The sequence below is a fragment of the Streptomyces sp. NPDC006235 genome, assembly GCF_040613735.1.
GTDB lineage: Bacteria > Actinomycetota > Actinomycetes > Streptomycetales > Streptomycetaceae > Streptomyces.
In genome coordinates, this window is sequence record NZ_JBEXSR010000008.1 from 139357 (window position 1) to 159473 (window position 20117).

A 20117-nucleotide genomic window follows, 5' to 3' on the forward strand; every position below is an offset into this window, starting at 1 on the left:
GTGCACCCTGGTGCGCTTACCCCGTCTCAGCGGGGATACGGCGGAAATCCACCGGCCAGCTCCCGCACTTCTTCACGGGCTCTCGCGGTCTCGGTCACGCCCCTGAGCACCCCCGCGAGCAGCTTGGCGATCCGCGCCATCTCCGCCTCGCCCATGCCCTGCGTGGTGACGGCGGCCGTGCCCAGCCTGAGGCCCCGGGCGTCGCCGTGCGGCAACGCGCAGCAGTCCATGACCAGGCCCGCCGCGGCGAGACGGCCCCGGGCGGTGCGGCCGTCGACGCCGAGCGGCGCCGGGTCGGCGGTGATCAGATGGGTGTCCGTGCCGCCCGTGGTGACGACCAGGCCCTCGGCGGCCAGCCGGGCCGCGAGAACCCTCGCATTGGCGACCACCTGATGGGCGTACACGGAGAACGCCGGTGTTGCCGCCTCCCCGAACGCGACCGCCTTGGCGGCGATGGTGTGCATCTGCGCACCGCCCTGTGTGAAAGGGAACACGGCCCGGTCGACCCGCTCGGCCAGCTCCGCGCGGCACAGGATCATGCCGCCGCGCGGGCCCCGCAGCACCTTGTGGGTCGTCGCACAGACGATGTCCGCGTACGGCACCGGGTTCGGCGCCGCTCCCCCGGCGACGAGGCCGATGGGGTGCGCGGCGTCCGCGACCAGGTACGCGCCGACCTCGTCGGCGACCTCCCGGAAGAACGCGTAGTCGATGTGCCGCGGGTAGGCGATGGAGCCGCACACGATCGCCTTGGGCCGGCGCGTGCGCGCCAGGGTGCGCACCTGCTCGTGGTCCATCAGCCCGGACTCGGCTTCCACGCCGTATCCGACGAAGTCGAACCAGCGGCCGGAGAAGTTCGCCGGCGACCCGTGCGTCAGGTGGCCACCGTAGGGCAGGCCGAGGGCGAGGACGGTGTCGCCGGGGCGCAGCAGGGCGGCGTAGGCGGCCAGGACGGCCGAAGAGCCGGAGTGGGACTGGACGTTGGCGTGTTCGGCGCCGAACAGCGCCCTGGCCCGGTCCACGGCGACGCGTTCGGCGACGTCGGCGATCTCGCAGCCGCCGTGGTGCCGCGCTCCGGGGTAGCCCTCGGCGTACTTGTTGGCGAGCGGCGAGCCGAGGGCGGCCAGGACGGCCGGCGAGCTGAAGTTCTCGGCGGCGATCAGCTGGAGCGTGGTCGCCTGCCGCTCCCGCTCGCCGAGCAGGATGTCGGCGAGTTCGGGGTCCTGGCGGCGCAGGAGGTCGGCCTCGATGGCAGGGGTGACCGTCATGGTGGGCTCCGGGCGGCGTCGACGGTGACGTACGTCCAATGTAGGCCCGGGGCCCCCGGTGCGCTCGGCCGTTACGTCTTCGCGGGGACGCCCGTGAGGGCCGTGACGACCGGATCGAGTGCCTGGTGTATCTCGTCCCCGATGGACCGGAAGAACGTCAGCGGCGCCCCGTACGGGTCGTACACCTCGTCCGCCTCGGCGTTCGGCGCCAGGAGCCACCCGCGTAGAGCCGCCGCGGCACGCACCAGGGCACGCGCGCGGGTGACCACGCCCTCCTCCAGGGGCGGCAGGGTCGCCGGATCGATGGCCTTCACCAGGCGGGTGAACTCCTTGAGCGTGAAGGTCCGCAGGCCCGCCGAGTGCCCCATGGAGATGACCTGCGCCCGGTGGTCCCGGGTGGCGGTCAGCACCAGGTCGGCGCGGATCACGTGCTCGTCGAGCAGTTCGCGTCCGGTGAAGCCGGAGGCGTCCGCGCCGAAGTCGGCCAGCACGGTCTCCGCGTTGGCCTCCATGGGGGCGCCCTCGTGGCCCCAGGTGCCCGCGCTCTCCACGATCAGCCCGCCGCCCAGGATGCCCAGCCGCTCCTTGACGAAATGGCGGGTCAGCCGCTCGGTGATGGGCGAGCGGCAGACGTTGCCGGTACTGACGTGGAGGATGCGGAAGCTGTCACGCGGAAGCCCCACGAACGTCGTCGTGATCTCCGCCGCGCTTTCCCCGTTGCCTATGCCACGCCCCGCTCCAGGGGCCGTCAATTCGCCACCTCGAGGTCGGGTACGACCTTTCGCAGCTCTTCCGCGGAGAGCGCGCCGGCACGCAGCAGCAGCGGCACCTCACGGGTCACGTCGACGATCGACGACGGGACGTTGCCGGGGGTCGGGCCGCCGTCCAGGTAGACGGAGACGGAGTCGCCGAGCATCTCCTGCGCGGCGTCGCAGTCCTCCGGCGCCGGGTGGCCGGTGAGGTTGGCGGAGGAGACGGCCATGGGGCCCACCTCCGTCAGCAGCTCGATGGCGACGGGGTGCAGCGGCATGCGCACGGCGACCGTGCCACGGGTGTCGCCCAGGTCCCACTGGAGGGACGGCTGGTGCTTGGCGACGAGCGTCAGCGCGCCCGGCCAGAAGGCGTCGACCAGCTCCCAGGCCAGCTCCGAGAAGTCCGTGACGAGCCCGTGCAGCGTGTTCGGGGAGCCGATGAGGACGGGGGTGGGCATGTTGCGGCCCCGGCCCTTGGCCTCCAGCAGGTCGGCGACCGCCTCCGAGGAGAACGCGTCGGCGCCGATGCCGTACACCGTGTCCGTCGGCAGCACCACGAGCTCGCCTCGGCGGACGGCGGACGCTGCCTCACGCAGACCGGTCACACGGTCGGTCGCGTCGTTGGTGTCGTATCGCCGTGCCATCTTTAGCTGGCCTCCTCGTACACGTGCTGCTGGGGTGAAGTCCACGAAGACTGCGGTGTGCCCGGGGTGCTCACGGCAGCGCCTTGCGGGCCGTGGCGAAACGCGGGCGGTTGTTCAGGTCCGGGTGGTCGGCGGCGTCGGTCCAGCCTCGGTCCTCGGCGAAGATCCACGGCACCTGGCCGCCCTGGGTGTCGGCGTGCTCCACGACCACGACACCGCCGGGGCGCAGCAGCCGGTGCGCGGTGCGCTCCAGGCCGCGGATGAGGTCCAGGCCGTCCTCGCCGGAGAACAGGGCCAGTTCCGGGTCGTGGTCGCGCGCCTCGGGGGCGACGTACTCCCACTCGGTGAGCGGGATGTACGGCGGGTTGGAGATGACGAGGTCGACCTGGCCGTCGAGGTCCGGGAAGGCCGTCAGGGCGTCTCCCTGGCGCAGCTCGACCCTGGACCCCTCCACGTTCTTGCGGGTCCACTTCAGGGCGTCCTCGGACAGCTCCACGGCGTGCACGCGCGAGCGCGGCACCTCCTGGGCGAGGGCGAGCGCGATGGCGCCGGAGCCGGTGCACAGGTCGACGATGCACGGCTCGACGACGTCCATGGCCCGTACGGCGTCTATGGCCCAGCCGACCACGGACTCCGTCTCCGGCCGGGGCACGAACACCCCGGGGCCGACCTGGAGTTCCAGGTACCGGAAGTAGGCGCGCCCGGTGATGTGCTGGAGCGGCTCGCGGGCCTCGCGGCGGGCGATGACCTCCCAGTAGCGGGCGTCGAAGTCGGAGTCCTTGACGGAGTGCAGCTCGCCGCGCTTGACGCCGTGCACGAACGCGGCGAGCTCCTCCGCGTCGGTGCGCGGCGAGGGCACGCCGGCGTCGGCGAGCCGCTGGGTGGCCTGGGCCACCTCCGCGAGCAGCACGCTGCGGGGGCTTGGGGGTCGCCCCCCAAATGACTGCTGCACGCAAGTCCTCCGGTGCTCGGTACTCCTATGTGTCCTTACGCGGCGGCTGCGTCTTTACGCGGCGGCCAGCTTGGCGGCCGAGTCCGCGTCGACGCAGGCCTGGATCACCGCGTCGAGGTCGCCGTCCAGGACCTGGTCCAGGTTGTACGCCTTGAAGCCGACGCGGTGGTCCGAGATGCGGTTCTCCGGGTAGTTGTACGTACGGATCTTCTCGGAGCGGTCGACGGTGCGGACCTGGCTGCGGCGGGCGTCGGCGGCGTTCCTCTCCGCTTCCTCCTGCGCGGCTGCGAGGAGCCTGGACCGCAGGATACGCAGTGCCTGCTCCTTGTTCTGCAACTGGCTCTTCTCGTTCTGGCAGGAGGCGACGACTCCGGTGGGGATGTGCGTGATGCGCACGGCGGAGTCGGTGGTGTTGACGGACTGCCCGCCCGGCCCGGAGGAGCGGTAGACGTCGATGCGGAGGTCGTTCGGGTTGATCTCGACGTCGACCTCCTCGGCCTCGGGGGTGACGAGGACACCGGCGGCGGAGGTGTGGATACGGCCCTGGGACTCGGTGGCGGGGACGCGCTGCACGCGGTGCACGCCGCCCTCGTACTTCAGTCGGGCCCACACGCCCTGCCCGGGCTCCGTGGCGCCCTGACCGCCCTTGGTCTTCACGGCCACCTGGACGTCCTTGTAGCCGCCCAGCTCGGACTCCGTGGCGTCGATGATCTCGGTCTTCCAGCCGACCCGCTCGGCGTACCGCAGGTACATGCGCAGCAGGTCGCCGGCGAACAGGGCCGACTCGTCGCCGCCCGCGCCCGCCTTGATCTCGAGGATGACATCCTTGTCGTCGCTGGGATCGCGCGGGACGAGGAGAAGGCGCAGCTTCTCGGTCAGCTCCTCGCGCCGCTGCTCCAGTTCCTTGACCTCGGCCACGAAGTCGGGGTCGTCGGCGGCGAACTCGCGCGCGGTCTCGATGTCGTCGCCCGTCTGCCTCCAGGAGCGGTACGTGGCGACGATCGGGGTGAGCTCGGCGTAACGCTTGTTCAGCTTGCGCGCGTTGGCCTGGTCGTTGTGGACCGACGGGTCGGCGAGCTTCTTCTCCAGGTCGGCGTGCTCGGCGACGAGTTCCTCGACGGCCTCGAACATCTTGGGCTCCTGTGCAGGGACGGGGGTGAAGGGCGGGCGACCAAAAACGCCGGTCCCGGAGCGCCCGGTGAGGGGGCGCGTCCGCGGACCGGCGAAATGGGGCTCGCTACTTCTTGGAGCCGGCGGCCTTGCCGAAGCGGGCCTCGAAGCGGGCCACGCGGCCACCGGTGTCGAGGATCTTCTGCTTGCCCGTGTAGAACGGGTGGCACTCGGAGCACACGTCGGCACGGATCGCGCCGGACTCGATGGTGCTGCGGGTGGTGAACGACGCGCCGCAGGTGCAGCTGACCTGCGTCTCGACGTACGCGGGGTGGATGTCGCGCTTCAAGGTGTCTCCTAGGTTTCGGGAGGGCGCCGGGTCGCTGCCGCGGGGTGCGGGAGCGTGAACCGGGGCCGACGTACCAGTCTGCCAGGACTGGGGCCATCCCCCCAAACCGGGGGTTGCGGTGATCTATTCCCTGCGGGCCGGTGGGGGTTGTTCGCGCAGTTCCCCGCGCCCCTTAGTCGCCGCTCACGACACCCTTGGCTTCACCCGTCGCCGTTCCCTTCGTCGCGCTCTTCGGGATCGGCTTGTCGTTCTGCAGGGCCTTCCAGATCTCGTCGGCCTTCTTCTTCTGGAGGAGGACCCGGTTGGGGTCGGCCGGGTCGTAGGCCACCGGCATCGTGACCATGTGCATGTGGGACGGGGTGATGCCCTTCAGGCCGTCCGCGAAGGACGCGAGCTTGTTGACCGAGCCGAGGTCGGAGTCGGTCGTCACCGTCTTGGTCGCGGTCTCGGCGAGGTCGAGCAGCTTCTTCGGGTTCGTGAAGACGCCGACGTCCTTGACCTGGTTGACCAGGGCCTTGATGAAGGCCTGCTGGAGCTGGATGCGGCCGAGGTCGGAGCCGTCGCCCACGCCGTGCCGGGTGCGGACCAGGCCGAGGGCCTGCTCGCCGTCGAGTCTGTGGGTGCCGGCCTTCAGCTTCAGGTGGCTGTCGGGGTCGTCGATGCTCTTGGTCGTGGTGACCTCGACGCCGCCGAGGTCGTCGATGAGCCTCTGGAAGCCGGCGAAGTCGACCTCCAGGTAGTGGTCCATGCGCAGGTCGGTGATCGACTCGACGGTCTTGACGGCGCAGGCGGCCCCGCCGGTGGAGTACGCGGAGTTGAACATCACGCCGTTCGCGGCGGGGTACTCCTTGCCCTTGGTGTCCGTGCACGAGGGCCGGTCGATGAGGGTGTCGCGCGGGATGGAGACCACGCTGGCCTTCTTGTGCCCCTTGTAGACGTGCACGATCATCGCCGTGTCGGAGCGGGCGCTGCCGTCGTCGGTGCCGCCGCCGAGCTTCTTGTTGCCGCCGGCGCGGGTGTCGGAGCCGAGGACGAGGATGTTCTCCGAGCCGTTGTCGGCCTTCTTGGGCCGGTCCGTGCCGAGGGCCTGGTCGATGTCGACGCTCTTGAGGTTGCCGTTGAGCTTGAAGTACATGTACCCGGCCCCGGCGCCGCCCAGGGCGACGATGCCCGCAGCGGTCCAGGCCGTCACCATCAGGGCCCGGTGGCGCTTACGGGGCTTGCGGCGTCGGCCCTTGGCGCGGTGACGCGGCCCGGTGATGCCGGTATCGCCCGGTATACCCGGACCCGGCGTGCTCTCGGCAGACATGTGCTCCTCAGCTCGTCTACGGTCGGTTACCCCCTGCGGTCAGTGCCAGGCGTGCTCGGTCGGGGACTTCCTCCTGGCACCATCGTCACTCCGCCTGGTCAGACGGAGAAACTCGGGAAAGGGTTGCACAACGGACTGTGCCCACCGCGTGGGGCGGTGGGCACAGTGTGTGTTCGTGTCAGCGAGGGGTACCTCGCTCACCTGCGATTTCAGCCGAAGATGTCGTACTGCTTGAAATCGGTACCGACGGACTTCCTTGTGGCGAAGATCTCGCTGGTCGCCTTGCCGGTGCCCGGGTACAGGTAGAGCGTCCCGCCGGGGGTGCGGGCCAGGAAGTCGGCCTTGCCGTCGCCGGTGATGTCGCCGGTGGCGTCGAAGGCGTTGTAGCCGCTCCAGGTGCGCACCTTGACCCGGGCCGAGAAGGCGGCCGAGCCGGACTTGCCGGTGCCCTTGTAGAGGTACATGTAGCTGCCCGACGCGCTGCGGGCGATCAGGTCGGTCTTGCCGTCCCCGGTGAAGTCGCCGTGGCCGCGCACGGAGTTGTACTGGTTCCAGCCGGAACTCACCTTGACGCGGGGCGAGAAGGTGCCGTTGCCCTTGCCCGGGTAGATCCACATCACGCCCGCCGAGTCGACCGAGAGCAGGTCGGGCAGGTAGTCGCCGGTGACGTCACCGGGGGTGATGATGCGGGTGCGGGTCTTCCAGTTGTCGGCGATCTGCTTGGTGGACCAGGTGCCGGTGGAGATCACGTAGTGGGCCCAGAAGACGTCGCCGTCGCTGCTGCGCCGGTAGACCAGGTCCTGGTAGCCGTCCCGGTCGAAGTCCGTCTGCAGGACGGTGTTGAAGCCGTTCCAATTGCCCCAGGACTCGCGGGCGGCGAAGGACGTGCCCATGGAGTCCTTGGAGTAGCCCGTCTTGGTGGAGGCGTTGCGCACCCACAGATCGGCCTTGTGGTCGCCGCTGATGTTGGTGTCGTCGAGGCGCGGGTAGGCGGCGCCGACGTAGGTGCTGACCTTGCTGAAGACGCTGTAGGCGCCCTTGGCGACGCAGTCCGTCACGCCCCAGGAGACGACACCGACGATCCGGTTGTTGACGACCAGGGGGCCACCGGAGTCGCCGTTGCAGGCGGTGGTGGTGCCGGTGTCGCTGCCGGTGGCGGGGTTGCCCGCGCAGACCATGTGGCCCTTGACGAAGTCGCTGCCGTACGCGCCGGCGCAGGTGGTGTCGGACTGGACGGGCAGCGTGGCCGTCTTCAGCGTCTCGGAGATGTCGTCGCTGGTGGAGCTGGTGCGGCCCCAGCCGTAGACCTTGGCACTGGTGCCGGCCTGGTACGACGTGGTGTCGCCGGACGTCGTCATGCGGATCGGGGTGGCCTTGACCGGGACGGGCAGGGTGAGCACCGCGATGTCGTTGTCGATGGTCGTCGCGTTGTACGACGGGTGGTTCCACTGCCGCCAGACGCCGGTGACGGTGCCGCCGTGCAGGTCGGTGCCGTCGGCCGAGGGCAGCTGGGAGGTGCCGGTGACGATGGCGCCGTTGGCGTGCCAGTCGTAGCCCTTGACGCAGTGCGCGGCGGTGAGGATCTTCGTCGGCGCGACGACGGCGCCGCCGCAGAAGAAGCCGATGTCGTCGCTGGTGGTCGAGGTGCCCCGGTCGTCGTAGTAGTGCAGCTGCGCCATCCACGGGGCCGAGGTGATGGTGGTCTCGCTGCCGCCGATGATCTTCGGGTCGACGGTGGAAGGGCTGGTGTTCGTGCTCGTGCTCAGCGACGTCTTGCTCGTCTTGCCCGCGATGTCGTCACCGGCCATGGCGCCCGCGACGCGCTTCTCCAGCTCGGCGAGCGACGGCGAGGTGGTGGCGGGCTTGACCGTCGGCCGCGGCAGTGCGGTGGCCGCGCCGGCGGACGTAGTCAGCAGCGCGGCGGCCACGGCGGCGGCCACACCGGCCGCGGCGACGGGAAGGGCGATACGTATCCGGCGTCTGTGCCGACCGCCCCCAGGCATGGTTCTACCCACGAATGTCCCCCCTCGGGATCACATGTTCGAAGAGAGCGTGATCCTACCCTCACGCGAACAGCGCAAAGGGCCGCTCCCCTTTCCGGGAGCGGCCCTCTTACGCAGTGCTTACCTCAGTCGCCGTTGCCCGGCGTCGGAGTGGTCTTCTGGATCTGCATCAGGAACTCGGCGTTCGACTTCGTCTGCTTCATCTTGTCGAGGAGCAGCTCGACGGCCTGCTGCTGGTCGAGGGCGTGCAGCACTCGGCGCAGCTTCCAGACGATGGACAGCTCGTCGCTGGCGAGCAGGATCTCTTCCTTACGGGTGCCGGACGCGTCGACGTCCACCGCCGGGAAGATGCGCTTGTCGGCGAGCTTCCGGTCGAGCTTGAGCTCGGCGTTGCCGGTGCCCTTGAACTCCTCGAAGATGACCTCGTCCATGCGGGAGCCGGTGTCCACCAGGGCGGTGGCGAGGATGGTCAGCGAGCCGCCGTCCTCGATGTTGCGGGCCGCACCGAAGAAGCGCTTCGGCGGGTACAGGGCCGTCGAGTCGACACCACCGGACAGGATGCGGCCGGAGGCCGGGGCGGCGAGGTTGTACGCACGGCCCAGACGCGTGATGGAGTCCAGCAGGACGACCACGTCGTGACCGAGCTCCACCAGCCGCTTGGCACGCTCGATGGCGAGCTCCGCGACCGTCGTGTGGTCCTCGGCCGGGCGGTCGAAGGTCGAGGAGATGACCTCGCCCTTGACCGACCGCTGCATGTCGGTGACCTCTTCCGGACGCTCGTCGACGAGGACGACCATCAGGTGGCACTCGGGGTTGTTGTGCGTGATCGCGTTGGCGATCGCCTGCATGATCATGGTCTTGCCGGTCTTCGGCGGGGCCACGATCAGACCGCGCTGGCCCTTACCGATGGGCGAGACCAGGTCGATGATGCGGGTGGTGAGGACGCCCGGGTCCGTCTCCAGGCGGAGGCGGTCCTGCGGGTACAGCGGCGTCAGCTTGTTGAACTCCGGGCGGCCGCGGCCGTGTTCGGGCGCCATGCCGTTGACGGAGTCCAGGCGCACCAGCGCGTTGAACTTCTCGCGGCGCTCGCCCTCCTTCGGCTGACGGACCGCACCGGTGATGTGGTCACCCTTGCGCAGGCCGTTCTTGCGGACCTGGGCCAGGGAGACGTACACGTCGTTCGGGCCGGGCAGGTAGCCGGACGTGCGGATGAAGGCGTAGTTGTCGAGGATGTCCAGGATGCCCGCGACGGGGATCAGGACGTCGTCCTCGGCGATCTGCGGCTCGGAGGCGATGTCGTCGCGGCCACGGCGGCCACGCCGGTCGCGGTAACGCCCGCGACGGCCACGCCGGCCGCCCTCGAAGTCGTCGTCGTCCTGCTGGCGGTCACGGTCCTGGCGGCCGCCGCCCTGCTGCTGGTTCTGCTGACCGCGCTGGCCGCCCTGCTGGTCGTCGCCCTTGTTGCCCCGGCGGTCGCGGTCACGGCCGCCGTCGCGGTCCCTGTCCCGGCCGCGGTCACGGCGGTCGCGACGACGGCCCTCGCCGCCCTCGCCCCCGTCGGACTTGGCGTCGTTCTGGGACTGCTGCTGCGGCTGCGACTCGCCCTTGGACTCGTTCTTCGCCTCGGCGGCGACCGTCTCGGGAGCGGCGGCGGCCGGGGAACCGGCGTCGGCGGTGGCCCGGCGACGGCGGCGCTCGGAGGGCGCGTCGTCGCTGGCCGGCTGGCCGGGAATGTCGATCTGCTGCTGGGCCACGGCCTTCTCGGCCTTGTCGGCCTTCTGGGCGGGGGCCTCGGGGGCCTGCTTCGCGTCCGCCTTCTTCTCCGCCTTCTCGGCGTTGTCCCCCGTACGGGTCCGGGAGGTGGCGCGGCGCTTCGGCTTGGTCTCCGCGGGGGCCTCGGCCTTCGCCGCCGGAGCGGCGCCGCCGGACGCCTGCGCCTCCTTGATGACCTCGATCAGCTGGCTCTTGCGCATACGCGCGGTGCCCCTGATACCGAGGCCGGATGCGACCTGTTGCAGCTCGGCCAGCACCATGCCCTCGAGGCCGGTACCGCGGCGCCGCCGGGAGCCGGCACCGGTGGCAGGCGCGGAGGCGTCCGTGGCGGGCGCGGCAGCGGTCTCCTCGACACGTGCGCCCATCAGATCGGTGGTGTCGCTCACGAAGGGTCCTTCCCTGGAGCGGACGTCGGCCTGTCTGGCTCGGCGACCGGTTGTGCTGTCCGGCTTCGGTCCGTGTGGTGTGAACCGTGCCGGGGCGGTGGTCCGCCTCAGCGGCGGAGGAATCTGGTGATGGCGCTTCCATATGCCGTGACACCCAGTGTCAGTGTCACGCGGCGTGGTCGCACCGGTTCCGGAGCGTGCCCTGCGCCCCGCTCAGTGTCCGTGTACGGCGTACGGTCCGACGTACGGAACACAGTGCGGCTTGGGGGGCTCCCGGAAGAATGTCTGTCCCGGACGGGGACACGAGGCACCTCGCCGTGGTGGGGTCGGGTGCAGACTTGAGGTTAACACTACCGGATCCAACAAACATTCCCCCTCTCGAAATCCGGCAACCGTGCGCTTTTAAATGTCGGTGGAGGTCGCGAGCGGCAACACGACCGCGCCCTGCGGATCGAGACTCAGCCTGTTCGCGGCCCAGTCCGCGCCTGCCAGGGCCTCGACCTTGTCGGCGGTGCCCGGGTCGGCCAGCGCCATGACCGTCGGGCCGGCGCCGGAGATCACCGCGGGGACGCCCTCGGCCCGCAGCCGCTCCACCAGTGCCGCGCTCTCGGGCATGGCCGGGGCACGGTACTCCTGGTGCAGGCGGTCCTCGGTGGCGGGCAGCAGCAGCTCGGGACGCCGCGTCATGGCCTCGACGAGCAGGGCGGCCCGGCCCGCGTTGGTGGCTGCGTCGACGTGCGGCACGGTGCGCGGCAGCAGGCCGCGCGCTGTTTCGGTGAGTACCGGCTTCCCCGGCACGAAAACCACCGGAACGATGGAATCGGCGGGCTCCATCCTGATCGCCCGGGCCGCGCCGCCCTCCATCCAGGACAGGGTGAAGCCGCCCAGCAGACAGGCGGCGACGTTGTCGGGGTGGCCCTCGATCTCGGTGGCGAGTTCCAGCAGCGCCGTGTCGTCGAGCTTGGCCTCGGCGCCTATGGTCACGGCGCGGGCGGCGACGATGCCGGCGCAGATGGCGGCCGAGGAGGAGCCCAGGCCCCGGCCGTGCGGAATGCGGTTGGCGCAGACGATCTCCAGGCCGCGCGGCTGTCCGCCCAGCAGATCGAAGGCGGTGCGCAGGGAACGTACGAGAAGGTGCCGCTCGTCGCGCGGGAGTGTCTCGCTGCCCTCACCCGCGATGTCGATGTGCAGCCCGGAGTCGGCCACCCGGACGACCACGTCGTCGTACAACCCCAGCGCGAGGCCGAGGGCGTCGAAGCCCGGGCCGAGGTTGGCGCTGGTGGCGGGGACGCGCACCCGGACGGCGGCGGCTCGGAACGCTGGACCGGCCATCGCTCGATGACTCTCCTTGAGCTGCGTGATGGTCGAATGACGTGGGATGGACATTCGATGGTGTACGAGAACCCTGGGGGCCGCGGAGACGGCGCGGCTCCGCGGCATATGCGGCGGGCGGGTTCAGTACAGCCTATCGAAGGAAGGTTCTGTGGCGACATAGGGCGCACAGGAGGCGCACGATGCGTGTCGTAAGCCCCCTGTGCACCCCCCGTAGGGAACCTCCCCGGTGAAGCGCCCTCTTACGCCGGAACGTGTCGGGCGTTACACCGGCGCTCGGAGCGTCGGCGCACGTCAGACCAGGCCGAGGCGCTCCGCCGCGGCCGCCGAGTCGACGGGTACGGTGACCGGCTGCGGGGCACCGGCGACGGCCCAGTCGGGGTCCTTCAGGCCGTTGCCCGTGACGGTGCACACGATCCGCTGCCCCGGGTCGACCTTGCCCTGCTCGGCGGCCTTGAGCAGGCCGGCGACGGACGCGGCGGACGCGGGCTCGACGAAGACACCCTCCTGCGAGGCCAACAGCCGGTAGGCGCGCAGGATCTCACGGTCCGTCACCTCGTCGATGAAGCCGCCCGACTCGTCCCGCGCGGCGAGCGCGTACTGCCAGGAGGCCGGGTTGCCGATGCGGATGGCGGTGGCGATCGTCGACGGGTCCTTGACGACCTCGCCGCGCACGATCGGGGCGCTGCCGGAGGCCTGGAAGCCCCACATGCGGGGGGTCCGGGTGGCGACGCCGTCGGCGGCGTACTCCTGGTAGCCCTTCCAATAGGCCGTGATGTTGCCCGCGTTGCCCACCGGCAGGACGTGGATGTCGGGCGCGTCGCCCAGCATGTCCACGATCTCGAAGGCGGCCGTCTTCTGGCCCTCGATACGCACCGGGTTGACCGAATTGACCAGCGCCACGGGGTAGTTGTCGCTCAGGCCGCGCGCGAGCGTGAGGCAGTCGTCGAAGTTGCCGTCGACCTGGAGGATCTTCGCGCCGTGCACGAGGGCCTGGCCCATCTTGCCGAGCGCGATCTTGCCCTGCGGCACGAGCACGGCGCAGACCATCCCGGCCCGCACGGCGTACGCGGCGGCGGAGGCGGACGTGTTGCCGGTGGAGGCGCAGATGACGGCCTTCGCGCCCTCCTCCTTGGCCCGCGTGATGGCCATGGTCATGCCGCGGTCCTTGAAGGACCCGGTCGGATTCGCGCCCTCCACCTTGAGGTGGACCTCGCAGCCCGTGCGCTCGGAGAGCACCTGCGCGGGCACGAGCGGCGTGCCGCCCTCGCGGAGCGTCACGACCGGCGTGGTGTCGGATACCGGAAGCCGGTCCCGGTACTCCTCGATGATTCCGCGCCACTGGTGGGTCATTGCTGGTTACTCTCCTTCAACCCGCATGATGCTGGCGACACCACGCACGGTGTCGAGCTTGCGCAACGCCTCGACGGTCCCGGTGAGGGCGGCGTCGGACGCGCGGTGCGTGACGACGACGAGGGAGGCCTCGCCGTCCTTCCCCGACTGGCGAACCGTATCGATCGAGACTCCGTGCTCGGCGAAGACGGTCGCGACCTGGGCGAGAACACCCGGTTTGTCGGCCACGTCGAGACTGATGTGGTAGCGCGTGACCACGTCGCCCATCGGCGACACCGGCAGCGCGGCATAGGCGGACTCACCCGGTCCGGTCGCGCCGCCGATCCGGTTGCGGCAGACGGCGACGAGGTCGCCGAGCACGGCCGAGGCCGTGGGGGAACCGCCCGCTCCGGGGCCGTAGAACATGAGCTGCCCGGCGGCGTCGGACTCCACGAAGACGGCGTTGTAGGCGCCGCGCACGGAGGCCAGCGGGTGACTCAGCGGGATCATCGCGGGATGCACGCGCGCGGTGACGGACGCCCCGTCCGCGGCCCGCTCGCAGATGGCGAGCAGTTTGATGGTGCAGCCCATCTCCTTCGCGGAGGCGAAGTCGGCCGCCGTCACCTCGGTCATGCCCTCGCGGTAGACGTCGTCGAGGCGCACGCGCGTGTGGAAGGCGATGCCGGCGAGGATGGCGGCCTTGGCGGCGGCGTCGAAGCCCTCGACGTCGGCGGTCGGGTCGGCCTCGGCGTATCCGAGGGCGGTGGCCTCGTCGAGGGCCTCCTGATACCCGGCGCCCGTCGAGTCCATCTTGTCGAGGATGAAGTTGGTCGTGCCGTTGACGATGCCCATCACCCGGTTGATCTTGTCGCCGGCGAGGGACTCGCGCAGCGGCCGGATCAGCGGGATGGCACCGGCGACGGCGGCCTCGTAGTAGAGGTCCTTGCCGTGCTCGTCGGCGGCGGCGTGCAGGGCCGCTCCGTCCTGGGCGAGCAGCGCCTTGTTGGCGGAGACGACGGAGGCGCCGTGCTCGAAGGCGGTGGTGATGAGGGTCCGCGCCGGTTCGATGCCGCCGATCACCTCCACGACGACGTCGATGTCGCCGCGTTTGACGAGGGCGGTGGCGTCGGTGGTGACGAGGGCCGGGTCGATGCCTTCCCTGACCCGGTCGGGCCGCCGCACGGCCACGCCCGCCAGCTCCACCGGGGCCCCGATCCGGGCCGTGAGGTCGTCGGCGTGCGTCGTCATGATGCGCGCCACCTCTGAGCCGACCACTCCACAGCCCAGCAGCGCCACCTTCAGCGGACGCGTACGCATCATCCGACCTCGTTTCCTCTTTACCGTCTACGGTGCAACCAGTCTCACTCACCGGACGGGAGTTTCTGCCCCCGGTCCGGATCGTGAGATGTCTATTTCATTTGTGCGGGGGCGGAAGACAGGAGATCTTCCGCCCCGTGTCCCTCGGCCTCCGCTCAGCCGACGTCGAGACGCAGCAGGTCCTCCTCCGTCTCGCGGCGGACGATCACCCGGGCCTCGCCGTCCCGCACGCTGACGACCGGCGGCCGCAGCACGTGGTTGTAGTTGCTGGCCATGGACCGGCAGTAGGCGCCTGTGGCCGGTACGGCGATGAGGTCACCCGGTGCCAGGTCGGCCGGCAGGAACGCGTCCTTGACCACGATGTCCCCGCTCTCGCAGTGCTTGCCGACGACCCGGGCGAGCATCGGCTCGGCGTCGGAGGTGCGGGAGACCAGCGCGACGCTGTACTCGGCGTCGTACAGCGCGGTACGGATGTTGTCCGACATGCCGCCGTCGACGGAGACGTACGTCCGCAGTCCGTCGAGGGGCTTGGTGGTGCCGACCTCGTAGAGCGTGAAGGCGGTCGGGCCGACGATGGCGCGGCCCGGCTCGACGGAGATGCGCGGTGTGCGCAGCTTGGCGGCCTCGCACTCACGGCTGACGATCTCACTCAGTGCCTTGGCGATCTCGTGCGGCTCGCGTGGGTCGTCGTCACTCGTGTACGCGATCCCGAGCCCGCCGCCGAGGTCGATCTCGGGCAGCTCGACGCCATGCTCGTCGCGCACGTCCTTCAGCAGCATGACGACCCGGTGCGCGGCGACCTCGAACCCGGACATGTCGAAGATCTGCGAACCGATGTGGCTGTGCAGGCCGACGAGTTCCAGCCCGTCGAGCGCGAGGGCACGGCGTACGGCCTCGGCGGCCTGCCCGCCGGCCAGCGGGATGCCGAACTTCTGGTCCTCGTGGGCCGTGGCGATGAACTCGTGGGTGTGGGCCTCGACACCGACCGTGATCCGGATCAGGACCTTCTGCCGCTTACCCAGGCCCTGCGCGATGTGGGCGACGCGGGCGATCTCCTGGAAGGAGTCGAGCACGATGTGCCCCACACCGGCCTCGACTGCCCTGGTGATCTCGTCGACGGACTTGTTGTTGCCGTGGAAGGCGATGCGGTCGGCGGGCATGCCGGCGGACAGGGCGGTGGCCAGCTCGCCGCCGGAGCAGACGTCGACGTTCAGCCCCTCCTCGTGCAGCCAGCGCACGACGGCACGGGACAGGAACGCCTTGCCGGCGTAGTAGACGTCGGCGTCGGTCCCGAACGCGGTGCGCCAGGCACGTGCGCGCGACCGGAAGTCGGCCTCGTCGAGGATGTAGGCCGGGGTGCCGAACTCCTCGGCGAGCCGCGTGACGGGAATCCCTCCGACGGTGGCGACACCGTGCTCGTCACGCGTCACGGTCTGCGCCCAGACCTCCGGGTCCAGGGCGTTGAGGTCGGCGGGCGGGGCCGAGTAGTGGCCCTCGGGGAGGACGTCGGCGTGACGGGGCCCGGCGGGGTGGGCGGAACGGCTCATGATCGGTCGTCTTTCAGAGATGGTCGGGTGCGTCGATGCCGAGCAGGGACAGGCCACCGGCCAGCACCGCCCCGGCGGCTTCGGCGAGGGCGAGCCGGGCACGGTGGGCGGCCGAGGGTTTCTCGTCGCCGAGGGGCAGCACGGCCGGGAGCAGCGGCAGCGTGGCGTCGGCGACGGTGACGAGGTGCCGGGCCAGGCGGTCGGGGCCGCGGTGTGCGGCGGTGGCGGCGAGGACGCGGGGGTGGTCGCCGAGTACGGCGAGCAGTGCCTCCGCGTCGCTCACGGGGCCGGGCTCGGGGTGGAAGCCCAGGTCGGCGGCGTTGCGCAGGAGCGCCCGGGTGCGGGCGTGGGCGTACCGGACGCGGAAGAGGGGGTTGGCCTCCCGCTGGGCCAGATGATCGCCGGTGATCCGTACCCGGTCGTGCACGGCCGGGTACAGCAGCGCCCAGCGGGCGGCGTCGCGGCCGAGGGGGAGGGGGTCGGCGGGGGCGGGGGCGGGGTGGAGAGTGACGTCGAGGTCGGGGAGGGAGCCGGGGTAACTGCCGGAATGGCCGGCATCCACACCGAGGCCGGTCTCCCACTCCGGCGCGGGCCCGCCGTCGCACGTCACGCGTACGAGGTCGCCCTGGCTGCGCAGCACGCGGGCCAGGGCATCCGCGACGACGACGGCACGGACCTCGGCCGGGCACCGGAGCCGCACAATGCTCCCGCTGAGCCCCTCGGTGTGGCCGTACCGCCGCCCACGCCGCAGGATCTCCTCGACGAGGAGTGCGGAGGCGTCGCGCTCCAGGCTGAAGTTGAGAAATCCGGGCCCCGTGACGACGACGTCGTCGATGAAGGCCTCAGCGGCGAGCCGGGCCCTGAGGATCTCGGCCACGCGCCGCGGCGGCTGTCCTGCCGCGCCGGCCAGCTGGAGGGCGATGCCGGTGGCGTAATCGCCACAGCCCCCGGGCCCCGGCGGAGTGACCACGGCCCGCTCCGGCACGGTCACGCTGAGCTCACCCTCGTCGACAGCGCGGCGCACGGCGTGCAGCACGGTGCGGGAGAGCTCGACGGGGGTCACGGGACAAGCGTATGGGAGGAAGGGGGCGGGTATGCGAACCGGTTTGCAGAGGGTCCGGGATGTGGACGGGGCCCTCGACCGTCGGATCGCTCAGCGAGCCATTCAGAGGACGGATCAACTGCCGGCACTCCCGGCCCGCTCGGCCTCCCCCGCACCGAGGACGGACCCGTAAGCGGGCGCGCTCCCACCACCGCCCCCCTGCCTCCCCCCGCCCCGCTCCCGCTCGATCAACTGCCGTACCATCCCTACGAGTTCGGCGGGCTCGAACGGCTTGGCGAGGAAGGCGTCGACGCCCACCTCCAGCCCGGCCTCGACCTCGTACTGCGTACAGGCACTGATGATGGCGAGGGGCACGTCACGGGTCCGCGGATCGGCTCGCAGACGGGCGGCGGTCCGGATCCCGTCCAGCCGGGGCATGACGACATCGAGGGTCACTGCATCGGGCCGCACCTGATGAACGACATCAAGACACTCGGCACCATCGGCCGCGGTCACGACCTCCAGCCCCTCCAGCTCGAGGTTGACCCTGATCAACTGCCGGATGACCTTGTTGTCGTCCACAACAAGCACCCGGCCCGACGCGCCTGGCACAACTCGAGAGTAGGTCGACCCCGGCCACCGCGTCCGGGTTTTCCCCACTTCCACCCCGACCGAGCGACCCGCAACCCCGCCCCCGACAGCGGAAACCCGTTCATGACCATCCCGGGGGAGCTGGTAGTGTTCTACCCGTCGCCGCGAGCAACGCGACGGACACGCCCCCGTAGCTCAGGGGATAGAGCAACGGCCTCCGGAGCCGTGTGCGCAGGTTCGAATCCTGCCGGGGGCACTCCGGGAAAATCTCCTGGCCTGCAGAAATACAGGTCGGGAGTTTTTGCGTTCACGACGACGCCCGCCGTTGGTGCGTTTCTCTAGGACAACGGCGCTTGGCTCGGCCCTCGCTCGTCACGTCCAGGACTGGACTCCCACCCTGCCCCGATCCAGGGGCGCGTCGCTTTCACTTCAGCACAGCACGCCGCCAACCCTGCCCGGCCGCCCGCCGGGGCAGCCGCCCAAAAAGAACACGACCGCGATCACCGTCAGTGCCGCGGCCAAAAAAACGGCGAAGTCGCCACCGAAGGCAGGACGTCAACCGCCACTCGGAGGGGGCGGGGGCGGGTCGCTGCCCCCTGGCGGACGTTCCGGGCGAGCAGCGCCGGGTGCCGGCTCCCGCGTTCGGCGACCGGGCATGGGCGGTGGCCGTGGCGACCGAACGGGTGCCTACCCGAGGGGTGCCTGCGGGAGCGACGCACCACAGGAAAGCCCTGCTCAGGGTGGTCCGGCGGAAGATCGGGGCGCGGTCACACCGCGAACGTCCGGCCCTTGTGTCCGGTCGTCGCCTCCTTGGCGCGGGCGAGGAACTCGGAACGCGGTGCGAGGCTAGGCGAGGGCGGTCAGCGGGCTCTGAGCCGTGCGCCGTGCGAACTCGACGGGCTGGCCCTCGTCCGACGAGTCGGCGAAGCCGGTCAGCGCTGCGGCGAGCAGCACCGCCAGCGCGGCAGAGGTGCTCCTCACGCGACGTCCCTTGGCCCGACCGTGCAGCGTCAGATAGAAAGTCTGGAGCGATTCTCCGGGTCCGCCGTGGTCGAAGCGGTTGCGGACCTTGCCGAGCGGGTTCCATACCCGGCCGTCCGGCATCTGCACCCCGACCGGCTGGACGAAGTAGGTGCGCTGGTCGGCGTCGAAGTCCACCCACACCGCCCCCGCACGGCGCACGAGCACCTCACCGACGTAGGCGCCGAGCCCGAACAGAGTGTCCCCCACCTGCTCGCGTCCGGCCCCGCCTTTGCGCAGCCCGTCGATCAGGAAGTCCACGATCCGCAGGCTGGCCACGGAGTAGTCCAGCGGCAGCCGGGTGCGGGCGGTGACGCGGGCGACGAACCTCGCGGCGCACGACCGCATCACTTCGGCCTCCGGAACATGTCCGTCCACTGGGCTCATGGGACCCCACCCCTCCGCTCGCTCAGTCGGGAGTCCTGCTTGCGGAACTCCCGATCGATCAAGCGGATGTCGCGTCACCAACATCACGGGTCACAGGCGTGTTGATTCACACACATGAAGGTCACAGGACGCGTACAACCTTTTGCTCTTTCGTTGGTCGGCGTCGGCGTGACGGGGAGCCGGACTGGTCCGACGCGTTGCACGCACCCGGCCGGCGGGCGGGCCAGGGGAATCGAGGCCGATTGCAGGGCTGCTCCTGCCGGTGCTCCTCGCAGTGACGGAAGACGTCCCCCCGGTGTCGCCCATGCGGTCCAGGACGCCGGATCCGACCAGTTGAGCACCCAGGCCGGTGTGGGCCGGGCCGGAGCCCGGCCCGGCCCACACCTGTTCACGTCAACTCCAGGACATGCCCGCGTACGGATCGGGTTCACCGGTCCACGGGTCAAGGCCCTGGGCGAGGCGGCGTCGCTGCTCCGCCTCGTTGAGGAAGAGAGCCGAGTCCGTACCCCAGAAGGAGAGGTCTCCGAGCGGACAGTCGTCGAACTCCGCCCGGATGACGCGCACGAAGAACTCGACCACCCCGCAGTCGTAGCGTCGCCAGAGGTTGTCGTCCCTGTTGTACACGAGCAGTGGCCAGGTGACCGGGTCCTCGGTCGAGGTGTCCCAGCACAGGATGTCGGCCGCGCTGGAGACCCCCCACGCGATCAGCGCCGGATCCAGGCCGGCCGCTTCGGGGGCCTTCGGGATCCTGCCCCAGGCTCCCTTGGCGTTGGCCGTCTCCTCGGCCATGGCGTCGGACCCCGGTGCGGACGACTCTCCCTTGGAGTAGGGCGCCAGGACCGCCAGGCATGCCTCGACCGACCCCGCTCCGTACACGTCGAGGAACCGACGGTAGTCGGGCGGGAACTGCTTGCCCCAGGACCGCGCCACACGGTCCCAGTCCATCCGGGTGTCGCTCGCCGCCGTGGGAGGCATGACGCGCTGGAGGTCGTCCCATGCCGTCATG

The 20117-nt window shown here is 70.6% G+C and carries 16 protein-coding genes, 1 tRNA gene and 1 pseudogene; 1 reads left to right on the top strand and 17 read right to left on the bottom strand.

From position 1 onward, the window contains the following. Positions 1-26: 26 nt before the first annotated feature. The 15 genes from glyA to ABZ192_RS13100 all read right to left on the bottom strand — a co-directional run bounded on the left by glyA (position 27) and on the right by ABZ192_RS13100 (position 17725). Positions 27-1265, bottom strand: a complete 1239-nt coding sequence (gene glyA / locus ABZ192_RS13030) for a serine hydroxymethyltransferase (RefSeq protein WP_356924557.1) — start codon at positions 1263-1265, stop codon at positions 27-29. A gap of 71 nt (positions 1266-1336) precedes the next feature. Further along, positions 1337-2017, bottom strand: a complete 681-nt coding sequence (locus ABZ192_RS13035; protein ID WP_356924558.1) for a protein-tyrosine-phosphatase — start codon at positions 2015-2017, stop codon at positions 1337-1339. After that, a complete protein-coding gene (locus tag ABZ192_RS13040) occupies positions 2014-2661 on the bottom strand; it encodes an L-threonylcarbamoyladenylate synthase (RefSeq protein WP_020272587.1) in 648 nt (215 codons plus the stop codon). Before ABZ192_RS13040 ends, ABZ192_RS13035 begins: the two co-directional genes overlap by 4 nt. Before the next feature lie 70 nt (positions 2662-2731). Then, positions 2732-3571 carry a peptide chain release factor N(5)-glutamine methyltransferase gene (prmC, locus tag ABZ192_RS13045; RefSeq protein ID WP_356924559.1) on the bottom strand — a complete coding sequence of 280 codons (840 nt, stop codon included), beginning with the start codon at positions 3569-3571 and terminating at the stop codon, positions 2732-2734. A gap of 96 nt (positions 3572-3667) precedes the next feature. Continuing rightward, on the bottom strand, positions 3668-4744 hold the full coding sequence (prfA, locus tag ABZ192_RS13050; RefSeq protein WP_356924560.1) for a peptide chain release factor 1: 1077 nt from the start codon (positions 4742-4744) through the stop codon (positions 3668-3670). A 106-nt stretch (positions 4745-4850) separates the two neighbouring features. After that, complete coding sequence (gene rpmE / locus ABZ192_RS13055; protein ID WP_010040182.1) at positions 4851-5072, bottom strand: 50S ribosomal protein L31; 222 nt, start codon at positions 5070-5072, stop codon at positions 4851-4853. Positions 5073-5244: 172 nt separating this feature from the next. Beyond that, positions 5245-6381 carry an LCP family protein gene (locus ABZ192_RS13060; protein WP_356924561.1) on the bottom strand — a complete coding sequence of 379 codons (1137 nt, stop codon included), beginning with the start codon at positions 6379-6381 and terminating at the stop codon, positions 5245-5247. Between the two features lie 209 nt (positions 6382-6590). Next, entirely contained in the window at positions 6591-8384 is a 1794-nt protein-coding gene (locus tag ABZ192_RS13065) for a trypsin-like serine protease (RefSeq protein ID WP_356924641.1), read from the bottom strand. 125 nt (positions 8385-8509) lie between these two features. Continuing rightward, positions 8510-10543, bottom strand: coding sequence for a transcription termination factor Rho (rho, locus tag ABZ192_RS13070; protein ID WP_356924562.1), 2034 nt, complete (start codon positions 10541-10543; stop codon positions 8510-8512). A 402-nt stretch (positions 10544-10945) separates the two neighbouring features. Next, a complete protein-coding gene (gene thrB, locus ABZ192_RS13075) occupies positions 10946-11875 on the bottom strand; it encodes a homoserine kinase (RefSeq protein WP_356924563.1) in 930 nt (309 codons plus the stop codon). A gap of 294 nt (positions 11876-12169) precedes the next feature. Then, on the bottom strand, positions 12170-13228 hold the full coding sequence (gene thrC, locus ABZ192_RS13080; RefSeq protein WP_356924564.1) for a threonine synthase: 1059 nt from the start codon (positions 13226-13228) through the stop codon (positions 12170-12172). 6 nt (positions 13229-13234) lie between these two features. Next, positions 13235-14527, bottom strand: coding sequence for a homoserine dehydrogenase (locus ABZ192_RS13085; protein WP_356924565.1), 1293 nt, complete (start codon positions 14525-14527; stop codon positions 13235-13237). A gap of 152 nt (positions 14528-14679) precedes the next feature. After that, a complete protein-coding gene (gene lysA / locus ABZ192_RS13090) occupies positions 14680-16071 on the bottom strand; it encodes a diaminopimelate decarboxylase (protein WP_356924566.1) in 1392 nt (463 codons plus the stop codon). A gap of 13 nt (positions 16072-16084) precedes the next feature. Then, positions 16085-17134 carry an ArgS-related anticodon-binding protein NrtL gene (gene nrtL / locus ABZ192_RS13095; RefSeq protein WP_356924567.1) on the bottom strand — a complete coding sequence of 350 codons (1050 nt, stop codon included), beginning with the start codon at positions 17132-17134 and terminating at the stop codon, positions 16085-16087. Positions 17135-17248: 114 nt separating this feature from the next. Next, entirely contained in the window at positions 17249-17725 is a 477-nt protein-coding gene (locus ABZ192_RS13100; protein WP_356924568.1) for a response regulator, read from the bottom strand. 163 nt (positions 17726-17888) lie between these two features. Here ABZ192_RS13100 and ABZ192_RS13105 point away from each other — a divergent pair. Further along, a tRNA-Arg gene (locus ABZ192_RS13105) sits at positions 17889-17960 on the top strand. 734 nt (positions 17961-18694) lie between these two features. Here ABZ192_RS13105 and ABZ192_RS13110 read toward each other — a convergent pair. Both ABZ192_RS13110 and ABZ192_RS13115 read right to left on the bottom strand, forming a co-directional pair. Then, positions 18695-19111: pseudogene (locus ABZ192_RS13110) on the bottom strand (hypothetical protein); the annotation flags it as partial. Positions 19112-19504: 393 nt separating this feature from the next. Beyond that, positions 19505-20116, bottom strand: coding sequence for an SMI1/KNR4 family protein (locus ABZ192_RS13115; protein WP_356924569.1), 612 nt, complete (start codon positions 20114-20116; stop codon positions 19505-19507). Between the last annotated feature and the right edge of the window lies 1 nt (position 20117).

Bases quoted from the DNA above. Each gene is read 5' to 3' on its own strand.
- glyA (WP_356924557.1), bottom strand. From the start codon at position 1,265: ATGACGGTCACCCCTGCCATCGAGGCCGACCTCCTGCGCCGCCAGGAC.
- ABZ192_RS13040 (WP_020272587.1), bottom strand. From the start codon at position 2,661: ATGGCACGGCGATACGACACCAACGACGCGACCGACCGTGTGACCGGT.
- prfA (WP_356924560.1), bottom strand. From the start codon at position 4,744: ATGTTCGAGGCCGTCGAGGAACTCGTCGCCGAGCACGCCGACCTGGAG.
- ABZ192_RS13060 (WP_356924561.1), bottom strand. From the start codon at position 6,381: ATGTCTGCCGAGAGCACGCCGGGTCCGGGTATACCGGGCGATACCGGC.
- ABZ192_RS13065 (WP_356924641.1), bottom strand. From the start codon at position 8,384: ATGCCTGGGGGCGGTCGGCACAGACGCCGGATACGTATCGCCCTTCCC.
- thrB (WP_356924563.1), bottom strand. From the start codon at position 11,875: ATGGCCGGTCCAGCGTTCCGAGCCGCCGCCGTCCGGGTGCGCGTCCCC.
- thrC (WP_356924564.1), bottom strand. From the start codon at position 13,228: ATGACCCACCAGTGGCGCGGAATCATCGAGGAGTACCGGGACCGGCTT.
- ABZ192_RS13085 (WP_356924565.1), bottom strand. From the start codon at position 14,527: ATGATGCGTACGCGTCCGCTGAAGGTGGCGCTGCTGGGCTGTGGAGTG.
- lysA (WP_356924566.1), bottom strand. From the start codon at position 16,071: ATGAGCCGTTCCGCCCACCCCGCCGGGCCCCGTCACGCCGACGTCCTC.
- ABZ192_RS13115 (WP_356924569.1), bottom strand. From the start codon at position 20,116: ATGACGGCATGGGACGACCTCCAGCGCGTCATGCCTCCCACGGCGGCG.